Consider the following 16447-nt stretch of genomic DNA (forward strand, 5'->3'; position numbering starts at 1 on the left):
GAACACCACATGACGTCCGCCGTGAGCGCGGCCGACATCGCACCGACGGCCTACGCCTGGGAGATCCGGGCCACCGGGCTGAAGGTCAGGGTCGGCAGGAAACGGATGGCCGTCGACGGCCTCGATCTGTCGCTGGGCATCGGCGTCCACGGACTCCTCGGCCCGAACGGGGCGGGCAAGACCACCCTCATCCGGACGCTGGCCACCGTGCTGCGCCCCACCGAGGGCAGCCTGGAACTGCTCGGCGAGTCCGTGGGCGGCATGGGCGAGCACCGTGCGGTACGCCGCCGAATCGGCTATCTGCCGCAGGAGTTCGGCTACTACAAGCGCTTCACGGTGCGCGAGTTCGTCGAGTACATGGCGTGGCTGAAGGAGGTGCCCAAAGCAGACATCCCCGCGGCAGTGCAGCGCGCCGTGGAGCGGGTGGGTCTGGCGGACCGCGCCGACGAGAGGATGAAGGCCCTGTCGGGCGGCATGGTGCGCAGGGTCGGCATCGCCCAGGCCATCGTCAACGACCCGACGATCCTGCTCCTCGACGAGCCGACGGTCGGCCTGGACCCGGCGCAGCGGCTGCGCTTCCGCGAGCTGCTGCAGGAGCTGGGTACGGACACCTGTGTGCTCGTCTCGACCCATCTCGTGGAGGACGTCGCCGCCGCCTGCACCGACGTGGTGCTCTTCGCCGAGGGCAGGCTGGTCTTCCAGGGCCCTCCGGACGAACTGGCCTCGGCGGGCGGCCCCGAACACGTGGGTGACAGCCCGCTGGAGCGCGGCTACTCGGCCCTGCTGCTCAACCCCGAGCAGGGAAGGGGCACTTGGTGAACGGCCGCGTCCTGCGTATCGAGTTGAGGCGTTCGGTCGCCCCGTGGGCCGGCATCGTCGTCCTGGCACCGGCGCTGGCGTTCCTGTACCTGCTGAACGGCGCCTGGTGGAGTGGCACCACGGCTTGGACGGCCCAGTGGACACCACTGGCCCTGTGGACCCGCTCCCTGCTGTTCTACCTGTGGCCGCTCGCCGTCGGGCTCGGGGCGCTGCAGGGACTGCGCGACCACCGCTCGAAGATGTCCGAGCTGCTGACGAGCACCCCGCGGCCCGCCCGGCACCGCGCGGCCACCCTGGCGGGCGCGACGGCGATCACGCTGGCCTCGGCCTTCGCGTTCCTCGTCCTCGTGGGTGGGGTCCAGGTGCTCGCCCACACCGAGTACACGCACCTCGGGTGGCTGCCGATCTCGCTGGTGGGGGCACTCTTCCTCGTCGCGGGGGCCGTGCTGGGCATGGGAGCGGGGAGGGCCCTGCCGTCCCCGCTCACCCCGCCCGCGCTGGCCATGGGTGCCTTCGTGTTCACAGCCCTCATGCACATGTCGCTGGGCCGGACGGAGACGGACACGGCGGACGGGTTCACGAGCACGGAACCGAACCGGGTCTCGCTGCTGTCACCGACGGTGGAAGACGCACGCGAGGCGTTCGTCACGCTCTCCGCCTCCGTGCACGTCGGGCAGACGATCTGGCTGCTCGGCATGGCCGCGACCGGCTTCGCGCTGCTCGTCGCCGCGACCCCGCGCGCCCGGCTGACCGCCCTGACGCCCGTCCTGGCGGGTGCGGCGATCGCCCTGCTCATCCTTCCCGCCGACGCGCGCCGAATGTACGTCGTCGACGAGGCCGCCGCGGAGCTGGTGTGCGACGGCCCGGTGTGCGTGACGAGGACGCAGCAGGCACGACTCGCGGACCTCGCGGGTCCCGGCAAGGAGGCGCTGCGCCTGCTGCACGGTGCCCTGGGCGGTCAGGCGCCGGTCTCGATCCGGGAGAACACCGCCGTACTGCCGGAGGGCTCCACGCCGCAGTGGTCCCGCAAGACCGTGCTCCTCGACTTCGACGACGACATCGTCGCCGCCGCCGCCGAGAAGGGTGAGGAGCTTACCCGGGCCCTGATCGCCAAAGGCATGGTGCCAGGGTGCACTCCCGTCGGCTGGAGCAGCTTCGGGGGAGACGAATACGCGCAGACCGTCGCAGTGGGCTGGATCCTCGGGGACCTCAAGCCGCTCGGCGGCACGCCGGCAAATATGCGCCGCGAGGTCGAAGCCGAGACCCGCCCGGTGTGGAAGGAACTCAAGGCGCTGCCGCGAGCCGGGCAGCTCTCGCGGATCAACGCCATGCGCGCCGCCGCGCTCTCCTGCGAGGGCGACCCGTTCGAGGTGCTGTCCGGCGGTGCGTCCCGGTGAGATGGCTGACGCTGTACGCGCGCTCGCGTCAGATACCCGCGTCGCTCGCCGCGGTGGTGATCGGCGTGGTAGCGGTGTGGGCACTCGCCCGGGACGAGGGCGCGGGCCCCGGTGATCCACGGCTGCCCGTGCTCGTCCTCGCCACGGGGGCGATGGCCTTCTCGATCGGGCTCGGCGGGCAGGACCTCGCGCTGGACCGGACGGCCGCGATCCGCTGGGTGCCCCGCAGAACGGCGCACGTGCTGCTCGCCGGCGCGATCGTCGCCGCGGCGCTGCTGACAGTGCAGACCATGGGCGCGCCCATGGCCACCACCGCGTTCGTCGTCCGGGACAGCGCGGGCCTGATGGGACTGGTCGCCCTGGGCGCGGCGCTCTCGGGCGGCCAGTACGCATGGACGCTGCCGTTCGCCTGGCTCTTGTTCTCGTTCTTCGCCCCGCCCCCGACGAGTGCGCCGATGGAGGTGGCGATGTGGATGGTGCTGCCTCCCGGTACGGCAGCGGGCACCTGGACGGCCCTGGTCCTCACGGTCGTCGGCACCGCGGCCTACGCCGTCGCGGGACCGAGGCGGTAGCCGGACCCCGATACCTCGGATCGGGAATCACCGTCGGGCTACGTCGGCAGGTTGATCGCGGCGACGCCGCGGTCGGTGGCCACGTACCCGCGCCGGCTGTCGACCACGGGCGGTCGGACGGGTCAGCAGGATGCGGGGATCTTCGAGGTATACGCGGCCGCTGCGTCGCCACGCCGTGCTGCAACTCCCGTGTACGCGAGGATCGTGCAAGTACGAGCAAGTATCGTTCTAACGTCTGCGCAGGTCAGCTCGGTTGAATGGAATCACCTCACTTCCTCACCGAGAAGAGGCAGACATGATCGCCAACTACGGCTTCAGCGCCACCCTGACCGCCAAGGCCGCAATGGGCGACCAACTGGTCGAACTGCTACTGACCGGCCTGAACGAGGGCAGACCCGGCGCAAACGAACACTGCGTCGTCTACCTCGTCTCCCGGTCCGCGTCCAGCCCCGACATCGTCCACGTCACCGAGGGCTGGACCAGCGAGGAGGTCGCGGAGGGTCACAAGTCTCATGTCTCAAGCGATCTGGTCCCTGTCTCAGTTGATCTGGTCCCGCGGCGGGGCGGGGAAGCTGCGTCCGCTGTATCCCCCCGCTCGGAGCCAGGCAGCCTCGCTTGATGCGTTGTCACTGGTGGATGCAATGATCGCCGTTGCCGGCGTGAGCACGCTGGTTTCACGACTCGGGGATGGCTCATATGGACACGTGGCAGGAGCTTTCAGCGTTGGTGGAGGAGCGGCTGAAGGACATGTCGCCCGGGGAACTCGGCGTGTTTGCCGCTGGTGTCGCAGAACGGCTCCTGAGTCGGCACGAGGGACTGCCCACGAACTCGCAGGCGCCGTTCACCGTGGGCCTTCGTCCCCTGTTGAACTCCGTGTGGGAGGGCGTTCTTGGTGACTCAACGGCCTTCTCGGCGGTGAAGCGCCATGTCGCCGAGTACATGCTCAGCGAGTACTGCCACAACGAGGGCCAGGACGGGCCCGATGATGCAGACGAGTCCGCCGCAGCGGCGACGTTGTACGCCGCGCACGCCTATCTGTTCGGCTGCCACGACTTCGCCAGCTGGACCAGTCGCCGGGCAGTGGAGGCCGTTGACCAACACCTTGAGTTCCTGGCCGAGCAGGAAGAAGACGAGCTCGTGCCTGATTCGGACGAAGCGCTGACCTCTGAGTTGCAGCGGCAGCTGCGGGACCTCGACCTCATCGCGAACTACTCGAAAGATCTTCGCCACTCAAGTATGGGACTGCCCGTCGACACCTCGATCCGACTGCGCGTTCAGCTTCGAGCTCCTCTCTCCAGCCGGGCGTGAGTGTCCGAGAAGCAGGAGTGGCTCGTCGGCCGCCTGGACCACGGCCGCGACCTCGCCTGGCCCCGTGCTGATCCGCCGTCTCGCCCCCGGCAGGTGGATCCATCCGCTCACCCCGCAATTTGATTGTGGTGGGCTGCGCCTAAACACGCCGTCCAGCCGATCACGCACCCGCATCGCGGCCGTTCCCCGTGGATTGCCCGCCCGTGCCATCTACACCGTCTGATCAAGTCGGAGGTCATGGAAGACCTTCCGCAGCTCGCGCGATTCGTGCTGCTGCGGAGCCTGTGGCACGGTGCGATCGACGGCTGGACCGAGCCAGGCTCGCTCGGTCAACTGCCCGCCGCGCAACGCCTTCTTGCCGCAGGAACGGACCGGAAGGACCTTGTTCGCCTGGTCCGAGCCGTTGCCTATGAGGCGGTGTTCGCGACGCTCGACGAGCTGGACGCCGGCGGTGATGTAAACGTGTCGGGTGTGGATGCCGGCTGGGTGGTCATGGAGTCGGGTGAAGATGGCTCTCCGACTGGGCGGGCCCTGTCGGGCCTGCATGAAGACCTCCTGACAATGGATCCCAGCGGGTGCAACGGAACTGACCTCTGGCAATGAGGGCAGTGCTTCGACTGATTGATGCAGGTCACGACTGGGCGAGGATGCGGGTCCGGAGGTTCGAACGAGGCTCAGCACCGTGCGTGTTTGCGGCGGGGGCCACCGGTTCGTGTGTGCGGGTCATGTCGGATGGCCAAGGGGGGCATCAGAGTTCCATGCGGTGGCCGTCTACGCTCTCTCAGCATGCAGCGCAGCGATGTCACGCGGGACGACGGCACGTGGATGGGCCTGTCCTTGGACGTGCAGGACCGGCACCGGCCGGGGCTGTGTGTGTGTTCAGTGCCGGGCCGCGACTGCTGATCTCCCAGCTGTCGCGGCCTGTACTGCTTGCCGTGGTCGAAGAGCAGCTCGGGGGCGTGGATTTCTGGCGCACCGACGCGTACCGCTCCTTTGTCCCGCCGCTGCGTGTCGATGTGGCGCGTGCCCTGGCGGGCAGCGCGGAACGGTGGGCTCACCGCTTCGCGCAGTACATCGACTCGCCGGCCAGCCCGTTGCACGAGGGCCGGTGGCTGCTCTCGTGTGAGAGTCCGCTCCGGCGCTGGCGCCACCCCAACGCTTCCCATGCGGAGTACTGGAGCTCGATGCTCGTCGACGGTCATCCGGACGGATACATCGACTGGTTCGTCCATTCTGGGGCGTGGGAGGTCCTTCCGCTGCGGCCGATGCCCGATGCCGACGACGGCCGGGTCAAGGCGTACCGCAAGCAGGCCCGTGAAGGAACGCTCCCACCCGTCCTGTTGTGGTGGGTCAGTGGCCTGGACTGCCATCTAATCCTGGACGGTCACGCGCGGCTCGCCGCGGCGATCGCCGAGTGCGTCGAGCCTCCGCTGCTGCAGTTGCACCGCACGATGCCGCGCGACGACCTGGCCGCGCGCACCGATGAGGCCGTGGGCTTCTATGAGGACGAGCTGGCACGCTTCACCGAACTCCGTGCTGTCCACGGCCCCACTGTCCCGGACGGCGCCGCCACCGCCGGCCCACAGCTCGTCCGTCTCCTCCACGACCTGAACACCGCGGAACAGCCGACCTGGGCCTGGCCCCTGCCCGGCGGGGAGGACCAGTGGCGTCGCATCGCACGCGAGGTGACAGCCGGCCACGGCTGTCCCTTTATCTGAAGCCTGCCGAATCTCTCGGATCGACGAAGCCTGCGCGCTCAAATCCGAGCGCGTCAAACAGGTCGCCCGGGGTGCCGCTTCCGGCACGTCCACCCCTGTGCCCTCTCGCATCGGCCCCGCACGGCGCCGTCTCCGCCGGACGCCGCACCAGGTGACAGGCGGGGTCACCGTTATGGGTGCCGGAATCCGCGTTCGTCGGCGCGGGCCTGCTCGGGGTCGAAGGGAGTGAACCAGTCGAGCGGCACGAGGTTTGCCAAGCCCAGGGCCTGGTTGACGTCGCTGCCGGCACCCGGTGCCGAACTGCTTCTGGTGCAGGTGCGAAGTCTGCGGTTAGAGGTGACGCCCGGCATGCGCGCGGGCAAGTCGCGGCTGCAGGCCGCTCGCGCGTGGATGGGGGCGGGTACTTCCCGGCGGTTCCGTCGCAAACTCAACTGGACGGTGTGACCGGGGACCACATGCCGAGCCACTGCTCGGCGCCCCAGGCCTCGAACCGCTCTACCTCAGTGAACCCCAGCTTCGCCGCGAGACGCATCGAGCCGACGTTGGCGGTCTGGGTGGTGAGCACCACCGGCTCGCCGGGAAGCGTGTCGGCGAGCCAGCCGAGTGCCGCCGCGCACGCCTCGGCTGCGTACCCGAATCCCCACGCGCGCGGCAGGAACAGGTAGCCGAGATCGGCCTTCCCAGCGGCAGCCGGGCGACGGTGCCCCGGTGCTCTCCTGAGCAGGATCTGGCCGATCATCGACCCGTCGAGATCAACGACGAAACTCCCGGGCCACCGCTCGGGCGCCATGGACATCTCGCGCTCAAGCTCGTCACGCGGCCGGGGGCCGCCGAGGTAGGTGTGCACCTCTGGCGACGCCAGCAGCTCGATGAACGCCGCACGGTCCCGGGCCTCGGGCTCACGGAGCACGAGCCTCTCGGTCCTGATCGGCTCAGGCGGCCAGGCCACAGGTCCCAGATCTTCCATCCACGCACGCTAACAGGTGGTCAAACCAACCGAACGGGAAAGGCTTAACGCCACCTGGATCCGAACCCGAACAGCACCTGGCCGAGTTCCTTGGGCCCGTAGTGGGCAGCTGCCGCTCCTGTCTCCAGGGCCCAATAGCGGTCTCCGTATGACCAATGCCACCACTCTGTGGGGTAGTTGACCAGGCCGACAGCGGTGAGCGCAGTACTCAGGATGTGCCGGTGAGAGCGAGCAGCGTCGTTGATGTTGTCGGCCTGCGTGTAGCAGCCGCCCGCACTCTCCTCAGGAGTCGCGTTCATGCGGGTGCCCATGTCGAGTTCATGGCCGTCGTCATCGGCGAGCGTCAGGTCAACGGCGGCTCCAGCGCTGTGCGGTGCGATCTCAGGCGGGGACACATAACGGCTGGCTGCTGAGCGGACCTGCTCGGTGGTCCATTCCGGCTGCTCAGCCCTCAGTTGGGCTGCGTATTCGTCGAAGTAGTGGCGTTGAAGGGACGGTGGCCGATACCCCTCGACAAACAGCAGCCGCATCCCTTGAGGCAGCTGTGCCTGGGCCTTGAGGAGACGGTCGAGCACTCCTGCCCGCAGGTGGGCGAAGGCACCGACGGAGTCCTGCCACTTCCGCTCGTCTACCAGCAAGGGACTTCGGCGCACATCCACAAGCACCTCACCGCACTCCTGAACAGGCACAGCTGCGACCTTCGGGTCGGACATCAGAACGATCTCAGTCATGACGCGATCATCTCGTGGCCTTGCGCCCCCTTCAGCCTGGATCTCACCGACGCACTTGCTGAGGTCATCAAGGCGAAGCGGGAAGGCACAGCCCCGCCGGAGGCGCCCGAACCGACGGGGTCGGCTGGTGAGGTGGTTGGTCGATCTGATGACGGCACCGAAGGATTCGGTAGCGAAGGCAAAGGCCTCCCGCGGCGAGGACGCGACCGTGCACGAGATGCCGGTGACGAAGACCGGGCCGAAGAAGGCGGCGAAGAAGACGAGCCGGAAACCGCGCAGCGGCTAAGGCATTGGCCTGTCTAACGGGTCATGCGATGCGCCTTGTCGGTGCCATGCCCTGCTGTTTCCTTTGGGCGCCACTGGGCCCGTCCAACGTGATGTCGTCGGCGTAGTACCTGCCCTGTGCGTACCAGCCGTGGACGTAGATTGTCGCGCTGGTCTGGGAGGCGCCTGTAGTGAAGGAGACGGTCAGTGGGCTGTATTCGGAGGGGGAAGTGGTCCAGGTGGAGGCGCCGCCGTTCACGCCCAGGTAGACGTAGGACCCCCGGATCCAGCCGCTGAGTGAGTAGGTGGTGTTCGGCCGTACCGCGACGGTCTGGTTGCACTGCGCGGTGTCGCTCGAACTCACCGCCCCCTGGAGGGCCTTGGAGCCCGCGTGGACGGGAGAGGAGACAGTCGAACCCGGGTTGCCGGTGCAGGTCCACGGCGCGAGGGTGCCCGACTCGAAGCCGGGGTTGGTCAGGACGTCGACGGCCCCGACCGCGCCCGGGGCGGTCGACGTGCTCGCGGAGGGTGCGGCCGGCGTGGCGTCGGTATGGCCGGGGATCAGGAGGGAGCAGCCGAAGCCGACGACGGCCGCCGCGACGACCGCGATCACCACGGCCGCCCGGCGCTGACCGGGCCCGAGGCGCGGGCGGCCCACGGGACGCGGCGGGCGGGCGTCGCCGTCGGGTGCGGGGAGTTCCTTCGTCTTGCCGCCGGGGACAGGCGGGAGTTCCTCTGTCTCGCCGCCGGTCGGGGTGTGTGGGACGGAGGCGGCCACCGTCTCGTGGCTGCGGTAGTCCTTGTCCTGGCGTATCTCGTCGAGCAGCTGGGCCAGCGCGTCGGTGCGGCGCGGTCGCAGCACGCGGATGGGCTCCAGCGCGGGGCGGTCGTCCGGCGAATCGGACGCGGGCGGTATGGGCACGGTGCTCTCCTTCCGTCCCGTGGCAGAGACCTGAACTGTCCCTCTGGGATTGATACGCAACGCCCGCTCCGGAGGTTCAGCCGACGCCGCGCTGGGGGAAGCCACGCGGGAGGCCCGTGAGGTCAGTGACAGCCGTACGTCGGCTGGGCGTTGACGCGGACCAGTCCGAAGTTCTCGACCTTCATGTGCGCGGCATTGGTGCCGCGACGCCCGTAACGTATGACGCCCGCAGTGGCATACGGCTGACAGCTGACCTCACGCTGCATTGGGTCTGACCTGCCTTATACCGGGTCACCGAATCGGCCAGGACATTCCGGATGCTTGGGACTCGGCACGAAGGTCGAGACTGTGTGCGGCTTCGCTGCCGTAGCTGCGCAGCACCGCATCAGCCAAGCCCCCCCCCCAGACCTTCCCCAACACCCGTTTACGGGGCGTTATTCAGCATGTCGGCCCCGCCAGCAATTCGCGGCAGGGCCGACGGCTTCTGCGGGGAACTGTCTTAGCAGCCCGCACTCACATTGCCGCAGTAGATCCAGCCGACATAACCCCAGCTGTCCTCTACGTAATACCACTTGTTGTTGTACGAGTTGTACTCATAGCCGTACACGTAGAGCGACTCCCCGTTGTAAGTCCAGCTTACGGTGGCGGCGCTCCCGTAGAAGTCTTCCCGGATATAGCCACCTCGGGAGGTCGTGTAGGCGTTGGCCGATTCGTCACTCGACACTGCGATGGTGCGGGAGGCAGTCGGGTGCCCGGCTGCCTGAGCTGGTACAACCACAGTGCCGACCGTGAGCGCGGCGCCCAGTACGATCGTCATGAGAGCATGGCGAATACGCATGAATCCCCTTCTGTTCAATGGCTACGCCGCTCTCACAGCGGCGCAATTGTTGAAGCACGTTCTGCTTGCTGCGGGGCCGGCGTCCGCCCGCCCCGCATTCCTCCCGCCAGCGTTTTGAGGTCGAGGCAGAGCTGTCGTTACAGCGACGTCCTCAACGCCTTGCCTCGCTGTGCAGGTGTACAACTCTTCATCTGGACAGCGAAGCAACGGTGCCCCTCCCGGAGCGGTTTTCGCTGCTTGCATCATCGAGTTCAACGGCCGGGGCATTGATTGGCACCACTGTCAGGCAGTCAATCAATGGCCGGACACGATCTCCTCTGCGAGCGTCGGAGTCTCTAGCGTGGCCCGTTGGCAGGGAGACAGTCGGGAGGCGATGTGGCGGGGCGTCGTGAGGTGCCGGTGGACCCGGGTGCGGGTCCGGTACAGCGGTTCGCGTTCGAGTTGCGCAAACTGCGTTCTGAAGCGGGCGGGATCACCTACCGGGTGCTGGCGCAGCGGGCGGGGTATTCGGCTACGACGCTGTCGCAGGCGGCCGCGGGCGAGCAATTGCCGACCCTTCCTGTGATCTTGGCGTATGTGGCGGCGTGCGGGGGTGACGCGGAGGGATGGCGGGCGCGGTGGGAGCAGGCCGCAGAGGAAGCCTCCGCCGACCCGAGCAGTGATGAGGGTAAGAAGTCGCCGTATCAGGGGTTGTCCCGTTTCGAGGCGGGAGACCGTGACCGGTTCTTCGGACGTGACCGGCTCACCATGGACCTGTTGGACCTGTTGCGCCGCCAGAGGTTCGCGGCGATGTTCGGGCCGTCCGGCAGCGGCAAGTCCTCCCTGCTGCGCGCCGGCCTTGTCCCCGCCCTGCAGCAGACCCAGGACGCAGACCTGCGTCCGGCCGCAATCCGTATTCTCACCCCCGGTCCGCAGCCGGCCAGCACTCACGCTCGTGTACTCGATCCCGGCGACACCGCCGCAGGCGCCCCTGGTACGGATGTGTTCGTTGTTGTCGACCAGTTCGAGGAAGCCTTCACCCTCTGTCAGGACCCTGCTGAACGCGCCCGCTTCTTGGCCCTGCTGCTGAGCGCCCGTCATACCGGGCAGCGCTTACGGGTACTGATCGCGGTGCGTGCCGACTTCTACGGCCGCTGCGCCGAACACCCTGGTTTGGCGGAAGCGTTACGCGACGCCAACCTGCTGGTCGGCCCCATGAGTCCCGTGGAACTCCGCCAGGCCATCGTCAAACCAGCCGCAGCCGAAGGTCTGGCTGTGGAACGCGCCCTGACCGCTCGCCTCGTCGACGAGGTCGCGGACGCGCCTGGTGGACTGCCGCTGCTCTCGCACGTGCTCTTGGAGACCTGGCGCCGCCGCCGTGGCAAAACCATGACCTTGACCGGTTACGAGGCAGCCGGAGGCCTGGAGGGCGCGGTCGCCAAGACCGCCGAGGACGTCTACGGTCGGTTCACCACAGCCCAGGCCGCTGCGGCCCGCCGTCTGCTGCTGCGCCTGGTCGCCCCCGGCGAAGGCACCCCCGACACCCGCAGACCCGCCGACCGGGAGGAACTCGAGACCCCCGACACGCAGGGGACCGCCGAGGTAGTGGAGGCGCTAGCCCGGGCGCGGCTGCTAACGCTCGACAACGGCACCGTCGATCTGGCTCATGAGGCTCTACTCACCGCGTGGCCCCGACTGCACGGCTGGATAGAACAGGACCGCGAACGCCTGCGCGCCCACCGCAAACTGACCGAGGCCGCCCGCGCCTGGGAGGAACTGGGCCGCGACCCCGGGGCCCTGTACCGGGGAAGCCGACTCACCACCGCCGAGGAATACTTCAGCGGCCCCGGGTACCCCGACAACCTGACCGGCCTGGAAGCGGATTTCCTCACCGTCAGCACCACCGCACGCGAACAGGAACAACACTCCGCAACCCGTGCCACCCGACGCCTGCGCCGGTTGAGAGCGGGCTTGTCCCTCGTCATCGTGCTCGCCTGCGTCGCGGGTGGGATCGCGTGGCAGCAGAGCGAGTCCGAGAAACAGGAACGGGTGCAGGCCGAAGCCCGCAGGATCGCGACCTTGGCCGAGAGCCTGCGTGCGACTGACCCGGTCACCGCGATGCGCCTGAGCATCGCTTCCTGGACTCTGGCAGACCTCCCCGAGAGCCGCTCGGCGCTGATGAGCGCCGCAGTGCAGAAGGAACAGGACGCCTTCACCGACCCCGATAACGATCCGGCCGTCGTGCGCTACCTCAGCAACGACGGCCGCACCCTGGTCAGCGCCGGAGCGAAGCAGGCGGTGGCGTGGGATGTGCGCAGCCACCGCCGGATCGCTTCGTTGCCCGGGCTGAGCAGCAGACTTGCCCACACCGGCGTAATGAGCCCCGACCTGCGAAAACTCACTCTGGTGGACGACGACGGCAGGGTGAGGATGTGGGACATCCGGGCGGGCCGTGTGGATGGGCAGCATCTGCCGGCCGACGACGGAGCCGAGATCAGTCCGAGCGGCCGCACCATCGTCCTGTACCGCACCCTGGATCCCCAGGCAGTGATCCAGCTCCGGGACATACAGACCCAACGTGTGCTGCTGGAGCGTCGCATGGACAGCGTCCTGCCCAAGGTCGGCCCCGGGGAACCGTTCGACGTTCCGGACTGGACCATGCGGCGGCTCGACCAGCAGCGCCGCGTGAACAACTACCCTTTCCCCGACGCCCAGGTGAGCGCGGACGACCGTCTGATGGCCCTGTGCCTGCCCGGCGCCCGCTTGCAGATCTGGGACATCCCCAGGCGCCGCCAGTTGCCCACCGAGTGGGCCCCCAAGGCGACCGCCGCCAACTGCTCCGGGGAGGACTTCCAGTTCGCCCCCGACAGTCGGCACCTGGTCCTGCGCGGCCCAGCGGGAATCCGCAGCTGGGAAATCGCTTCCGGGCTGGAACTGCCGAAACTTGAACACGAGGGACTGGAAGATCTCGAGTTCAGCCCGGACGGCAGGTTCATGGCCGCCACAGACCCCGACGAGGTCCTGTTGTGGCGGACCAACGCGCCCGCGGCGCCTGTCTTCCGGTACCCGCTCTCGGAGGAGACGGTCAGCGAACTCAGGCTGGACATGGAGGAGCGCCGCATCCGCTACTTCGCGGGACGGTCCCAGACCGTGGTGCGCTCCCTCTCCCTCGACGGCGTCGTCGACTCCCGTTGGCAGAGCCGGCCCGCCGCATCGGCTTCCTTCAGTCCGGACGGCAGCACACTGGCTATCGCCCACCAGGACACCGATACCGGCCGGGCGCAAATCCAGTTGCTCGACGGCCACAACGGCAAACCCACGGCCAGCCCGCCGTCGGCCGCTTGCCCAACTCCCCCCGAAGGCTGGAAAAGTCCTGCGCCCTGCCCAGTGCATATGGCCTTCCGTCCCGACGGACGCATCCTCGCCTACGGCGTCAGTCACCCGACAGACTCCGTCCCACCGGCGAAGGTGTCCCTGTGGGACGTCCCCGCCCGCCACATCACCAAGTCACTGACACTGACGCGGACCAACCCCGACAACCGTGGCCTTCCCGCGTTTGCCGTCAACGGCATTGCCTTCCACCCGGATGGAACGTCGCTGGTGGCCTCCCGCATACCAGCGGACGAACGGCTCGAATTCTGGAACCTGCGCAGCGGAGCCATGACCCGCGAAATTCGCGGCATCGGTGGTGAAACTTTGGCGGTGAGACCCGGCGGACGCATCCTGGCAACTGATCATGGCCAGTTCCTCGATCTGCGGTCCGGACGGACTACACGTCGTGCACTCACCTCCGGTGTGACGACGGAACTGGCATTCAGTCCGGACGGGAAGTACCTCGCAGCGGGTGACGAGTCCGGTCAGGTAACCGTGTGGGATGGTGACGCCGACGAGCCCCTCGGCATCATTCCCGCATCTCCGGTTCGTGACGGCACACCCAGGCGGGTAACGTCACTGGCGTTCTCCCCGGACGGGCGCACCCTGGCCGCCGCGGGCGATGACGGCACACTGCGGCTATGGGACACCGAGTCCAGTCACCCCATGGGCTCCGCCCTCCCTACCCCAGGTACGGCCATCCTGGCCCTTGCCTTCAGCCCCGATAACAAGACCCTCTACGTGGCAGGCGAGCACGTACTGCTGCACGAGTACAACATCACGACGAGCCAGGCAACCACCTTGGCATGCGACCGCGCCGGGGCAGGCCTGACCCCAGACGAATGGCGCACACACATTCGCGCCGTGCCATACCAAAGGACCTGCTGAACAGGCCACAGGCACGGCAACTGCTGCCCCGAACACACCGGCCGATGCTGAGTCCGGAACCGCCGCAAGGCACCCATCGGTCAGCAAGCAGGCGTCACGCCGAGAGGGAGCTGGATGCGGCATCAACCGCCTCAAGCGCCACCACGCGGACGCCACCCGAAATGACAAGCTTGCCGGCCGCCACGAGGCGACCGTGGTGATCGCGGCCCTCAACGAATGGCTCTGACCGGCAGATGGCCTTCCGGTCCCCGCTCACCAGTCGCGGCCGGCGATCAGCTCCTCTCCATCCGCCTCCGTGAACCCGTATACCGACGCGACAAACCAGAACTCCTCGCCGATCCACTCACGGGCAACCGTCTCGATCTCGCTCCCAGCTGCGTCGAACTCCGCCTGCAGAAGGTTGAACTCTTCTGTCGCGGCTTGAGTGAGCGCATACAGGGCGTCAAGATCCGACGGCTGCTCGGCCTCAATGCGCTCACACAGCCGCAACAGGATCGCCCTGCCCTGGTCGACAACGTGATCGGGGAAGTACGAGTCCTCGTACATCTGCCGCAGAAACGCGTGCCCTTCTACCCGCTGGTTTGTGATCGGCATGCGCTTCCTCATCCCGTAGAAGAACTGACGCGCCGATCATCCACGACACCACTGACAACGCCGCCCACGTGTGCCAGATTGCTTGTAGCCAGCATCTTCACGACAGGCTCCAGACGTACCAGGCTCACACAACGTCACTGACAGCCTTCACGCATTCACCTCAACAAGATCTGCCCTACGGTCTAGGCCGTCCCACTGCCAGGACCCGTCCGGCGCTGAATGCCGCGGTCAACGGTGAACACAACGCTGCTGCCTGTCTGCAGCGGGGTCGTGAAGATCGCGTGGGCGGCAACCTGGCCGAATGCTTCGGGATGAGTGCGGCCGTGCTGGGTCAAGCCGCCTGTACCGAGCCGACTCAGCCCGGATACCTGTGTGTTCAGGATCCGAGCGCCGACGGTCTCTCCTACTGTCAGACGGTACTCGGCATCCAGGACAGGCCTGAAGATATGGGCCTGGACTCGGATTTCTCGGTCCGTTCCCAGGTATTTGCGAGCAACGACATAGAACTCCACAGAGTGGAATCCGCGATGGCGACGGGACTCGGACAGCGGGAACCTGTACTCAACTGCCGGGGATCCCCGCAACTCGGTCTGCCGCGGGGATGCCTGCTGCAGTTGCTGACCGTCGACGTGGACATGGTCGACACGGAAGCAGCCGCGGTCCGTCAGCTCCAGGCCCGCATCAACCTGCCATCGAAACACATACCTGTGATCGCTCTCCAGGACACTGAAGGGCTCGTCCGTCAGCGAGGACACGCAGATGAAGCGCAGCTCTCGAGGTATATCCGGCACTTGGTAGGAGACTCGCATCGCCTGGACGGCATATCCGTCTGGTTCAAGGCCGTCCAGGTGACAGTCCCACCTATATCGGGCCAGAGCCCCGGTGAAGAGATTCTCGCGTATTGGTTCAAGGACTTCACGCAGGGCATGGTCGATGGCCTGGTCCACCTGCAGTGTCGTATCACGGATAGTGATCTGGCCAAAGATGAAGCTGACCATCGCGGCTGAGACCAGCGTTGTTCCCACAATCTCAAACGATTTGACGATCACGTCGTCGTGAGCACGGTTCACCGAGAGGACCAAAATCACCGCCCCCACCACGAGCACCAGCAGGTTGTAGATCCGCACTGTGCGCCGGACCTCTGCGAGGATGTTGCGTTGGTCAGCCATCTGGATTCCCGTGCCACGTCCCGCTACACAGGTTCGCCGAGCAGTTGCCATACGTCTGCGATGCAGTCGCCGATTTGGATGCCGACTTCCGCAGTATCCGGCTGGTTCTCGGTGAGGAAGACAGCAACGAGGTCGCTGTGGTGGCCGTAGAGAATCCCCGCATCGTGCGCGAGGTTGTGCAGGCTGCCCGTCTTGTGAGCGACGTGCAGCTCGTCCGGGAGGCGTAGCGGCAAACGGACATTACGCATGCTGTTGCGTAGGGCCTTGATCATGGGCTGCAGCCGCGGTTCCTCAGCGACGTATCGCATGATCAGCGCCATGTCGTTCGCGGTCGTGGTGCTGTCCCTGGCTGTCGGCCCCAGCTCACCGTCGGTGAAACCCACCCGCATGCGAGTGTGGTGGGCCCCCGCCCGTACAGCAGTCGCCGTCACCGCGTCCATCCCAACGAGATCCGTCAGGAATGCGCCAATGGGGTTGTCGCTGGTAGCAAGCATGAGGCCGCACAGCTCCGTCAGCGTGAACTCATGCCGCCCGTCGAACACTTCAAGCACCGAGGGGTAAGCAGTGCGGCCGAGTTCCGACCGCCTGACCGCACGGGCGGCGTCATGCTGCTCCAGCGCCGTGATGACCAGAGGCACCTTCATCAAGCTGGCGGCAGGAAAAACGCGATCGGCATTGCGCTGGACGTACACGTCCCTTCCGCGTAAGGACCGCAGTACGACCGCTCTGGAGGTGTCGCTACGGATGAAGGAGTCAATGCGACTTTCGACATCCATACCGGTCCCCCCGCCAGGCTTGGCCAACTCAGGTTAAACGCAGGCGGTTTGGAACGTCCATACCGCCAGAGGATGCCAGGGGCTGAGGCACTCTGGTGAGTTGAACTTTTCTGATGGTTCACATGAGTTTCAC

Annotated in this window: 16 protein-coding genes and 1 pseudogene; 9 read left to right on the forward strand and 8 right to left on the reverse strand. The window is 67.1% G+C overall.

Features of this window, described 5'->3' with window-relative positions; translation table 11 throughout:
- Positions 1-9 precede the first annotated feature (9 nt).
- From ACZ5VQ_RS42270 to ACZ5VQ_RS42300, 7 genes are all read left to right on the forward strand, one after another.
- A complete protein-coding gene (locus tag ACZ5VQ_RS42270; RefSeq protein ID WP_469109660.1) occupies positions 10-819 on the forward strand; it encodes an ABC transporter ATP-binding protein in 810 nt (269 codons plus the stop codon).
- Complete coding sequence (locus ACZ5VQ_RS42275) at positions 816-2216, forward strand: hypothetical protein (protein WP_469109661.1); 1401 nt, start codon at positions 816-818, stop codon at positions 2214-2216. Before ACZ5VQ_RS42270 ends, ACZ5VQ_RS42275 begins: the two co-directional genes overlap by 4 nt.
- Positions 2213-2788 carry a hypothetical protein gene (locus ACZ5VQ_RS42280; protein WP_469109662.1) on the forward strand — a complete coding sequence of 192 codons (576 nt, stop codon included), beginning with the start codon at positions 2213-2215 and terminating at the stop codon, positions 2786-2788. The genes ACZ5VQ_RS42275 and ACZ5VQ_RS42280 overlap by 4 nt, the downstream gene beginning before the upstream one ends.
- A gap of 295 nt (positions 2789-3083) precedes the next feature.
- The gene (locus ACZ5VQ_RS42285) at positions 3084-3407 is read left to right on the forward strand and encodes a putative quinol monooxygenase (RefSeq protein WP_469109663.1); all 324 of its coding nucleotides are present in this window, start codon (positions 3084-3086) and stop codon (positions 3405-3407) included.
- 77 nt (positions 3408-3484) lie between these two features.
- Positions 3485-4096: a hypothetical protein gene (locus tag ACZ5VQ_RS42290; RefSeq protein ID WP_469109664.1), complete on the forward strand. Its 612-nt coding sequence runs from the start codon at positions 3485-3487 to the stop codon at positions 4094-4096.
- A gap of 237 nt (positions 4097-4333) precedes the next feature.
- Complete coding sequence (locus ACZ5VQ_RS42295; protein WP_469109665.1) at positions 4334-4699, forward strand: hypothetical protein; 366 nt, start codon at positions 4334-4336, stop codon at positions 4697-4699.
- A gap of 332 nt (positions 4700-5031) precedes the next feature.
- Entirely contained in the window at positions 5032-5814 is a 783-nt protein-coding gene (locus ACZ5VQ_RS42300; RefSeq protein WP_469109666.1) for a hypothetical protein, read from the forward strand.
- Positions 5815-6241: 427 nt separating this feature from the next.
- On the opposite strand, the gene ACZ5VQ_RS42305 is transcribed toward ACZ5VQ_RS42300, so the two are convergent.
- Positions 6242-6781 carry a GNAT family N-acetyltransferase gene (locus tag ACZ5VQ_RS42305; protein ID WP_469109667.1) on the reverse strand — a complete coding sequence of 180 codons (540 nt, stop codon included), beginning with the start codon at positions 6779-6781 and terminating at the stop codon, positions 6242-6244.
- 44 nt (positions 6782-6825) lie between these two features.
- On the reverse strand, positions 6826-7512 hold the full coding sequence (locus tag ACZ5VQ_RS42310; RefSeq protein WP_469109668.1) for a M15 family metallopeptidase: 687 nt from the start codon (positions 7510-7512) through the stop codon (positions 6826-6828).
- A 148-nt stretch (positions 7513-7660) separates the two neighbouring features.
- Here ACZ5VQ_RS42310 and ACZ5VQ_RS42315 point away from each other — a divergent pair, with 148 nt between their 5' ends.
- Entirely contained in the window at positions 7661-7798 is a 138-nt protein-coding gene (locus tag ACZ5VQ_RS42315) for a hypothetical protein (protein ID WP_469109669.1), read from the forward strand.
- A 69-nt stretch (positions 7799-7867) separates the two neighbouring features.
- On the opposite strand, the pseudogene ACZ5VQ_RS42320 reads toward ACZ5VQ_RS42315, so the two are convergent.
- From ACZ5VQ_RS42320 to ACZ5VQ_RS42330, 3 genes and pseudogenes are all read right to left on the reverse strand, one after another.
- Positions 7868-8341 (reverse strand): annotated as a pseudogene (locus ACZ5VQ_RS42320) (carbohydrate binding domain-containing protein); the annotation flags it as partial.
- Between the two features lie 479 nt (positions 8342-8820).
- On the reverse strand, positions 8821-8964 hold the full coding sequence (locus ACZ5VQ_RS42325; RefSeq protein WP_469109670.1) for a hypothetical protein: 144 nt from the start codon (positions 8962-8964) through the stop codon (positions 8821-8823).
- Between the two features lie 233 nt (positions 8965-9197).
- Positions 9198-9515 carry a hypothetical protein gene (locus ACZ5VQ_RS42330; protein WP_469109671.1) on the reverse strand — a complete coding sequence of 106 codons (318 nt, stop codon included), beginning with the start codon at positions 9513-9515 and terminating at the stop codon, positions 9198-9200.
- A 396-nt stretch (positions 9516-9911) separates the two neighbouring features.
- Between ACZ5VQ_RS42330 and ACZ5VQ_RS42335 the strand changes: the two genes are divergently transcribed.
- The gene (locus ACZ5VQ_RS42335; protein ID WP_469109672.1) at positions 9912-13775 is read left to right on the forward strand and encodes an nSTAND1 domain-containing NTPase; all 3864 of its coding nucleotides are present in this window, start codon (positions 9912-9914) and stop codon (positions 13773-13775) included.
- Between the two features lie 252 nt (positions 13776-14027).
- Here ACZ5VQ_RS42335 and ACZ5VQ_RS42340 read toward each other — a convergent pair whose 3' ends face one another.
- The 3 genes from ACZ5VQ_RS42340 to ACZ5VQ_RS42350 form a co-directional block, all read right to left on the reverse strand.
- Positions 14028-14369: a DUF5713 family protein gene (locus ACZ5VQ_RS42340; protein WP_469109673.1), complete on the reverse strand. Its 342-nt coding sequence runs from the start codon at positions 14367-14369 to the stop codon at positions 14028-14030.
- A 182-nt stretch (positions 14370-14551) separates the two neighbouring features.
- On the reverse strand, positions 14552-15538 hold the full coding sequence (locus ACZ5VQ_RS42345) for a hypothetical protein (RefSeq protein ID WP_469109674.1): 987 nt from the start codon (positions 15536-15538) through the stop codon (positions 14552-14554).
- 23 nt (positions 15539-15561) lie between these two features.
- On the reverse strand, positions 15562-16314 hold the full coding sequence (locus ACZ5VQ_RS42350) for a serine hydrolase (protein WP_469109675.1): 753 nt from the start codon (positions 16312-16314) through the stop codon (positions 15562-15564).
- Positions 16315-16447: the final 133 nt, after the last annotated feature.

The organism is Streptomyces sp. NPDC033178 (assembly GCF_055577685.1).

Excerpts from the sequence above, each read along its gene's own strand:
- ACZ5VQ_RS42270 (WP_469109660.1), top strand. The coding sequence starts at position 10 with ATGACGTCCGCCGTGAGCGCGGCCGACATCGCACCGACGGCCTACGCC.
- ACZ5VQ_RS42285 (WP_469109663.1), top strand. The coding sequence starts at position 3,084 with ATGATCGCCAACTACGGCTTCAGCGCCACCCTGACCGCCAAGGCCGCA.
- ACZ5VQ_RS42290 (WP_469109664.1), top strand. The coding sequence starts at position 3,485 with ATGGACACGTGGCAGGAGCTTTCAGCGTTGGTGGAGGAGCGGCTGAAG.
- ACZ5VQ_RS42295 (WP_469109665.1), top strand. The coding sequence starts at position 4,334 with ATGGAAGACCTTCCGCAGCTCGCGCGATTCGTGCTGCTGCGGAGCCTG.
- ACZ5VQ_RS42305 (WP_469109667.1), bottom strand. The coding sequence starts at position 6,781 with ATGGAAGATCTGGGACCTGTGGCCTGGCCGCCTGAGCCGATCAGGACC.
- ACZ5VQ_RS42310 (WP_469109668.1), bottom strand. The coding sequence starts at position 7,512 with ATGACTGAGATCGTTCTGATGTCCGACCCGAAGGTCGCAGCTGTGCCT.
- ACZ5VQ_RS42315 (WP_469109669.1), top strand. The coding sequence starts at position 7,661 with ATGACGGCACCGAAGGATTCGGTAGCGAAGGCAAAGGCCTCCCGCGGC.
- ACZ5VQ_RS42325 (WP_469109670.1), bottom strand. The coding sequence starts at position 8,964 with ATGCAGCGTGAGGTCAGCTGTCAGCCGTATGCCACTGCGGGCGTCATA.
- ACZ5VQ_RS42330 (WP_469109671.1), bottom strand. The coding sequence starts at position 9,515 with ATGACGATCGTACTGGGCGCCGCGCTCACGGTCGGCACTGTGGTTGTA.
- ACZ5VQ_RS42340 (WP_469109673.1), bottom strand. The coding sequence starts at position 14,369 with ATGCCGATCACAAACCAGCGGGTAGAAGGGCACGCGTTTCTGCGGCAG.
- ACZ5VQ_RS42345 (WP_469109674.1), bottom strand. The coding sequence starts at position 15,538 with ATGGCTGACCAACGCAACATCCTCGCAGAGGTCCGGCGCACAGTGCGG.
- ACZ5VQ_RS42350 (WP_469109675.1), bottom strand. The coding sequence starts at position 16,314 with ATGGATGTCGAAAGTCGCATTGACTCCTTCATCCGTAGCGACACCTCC.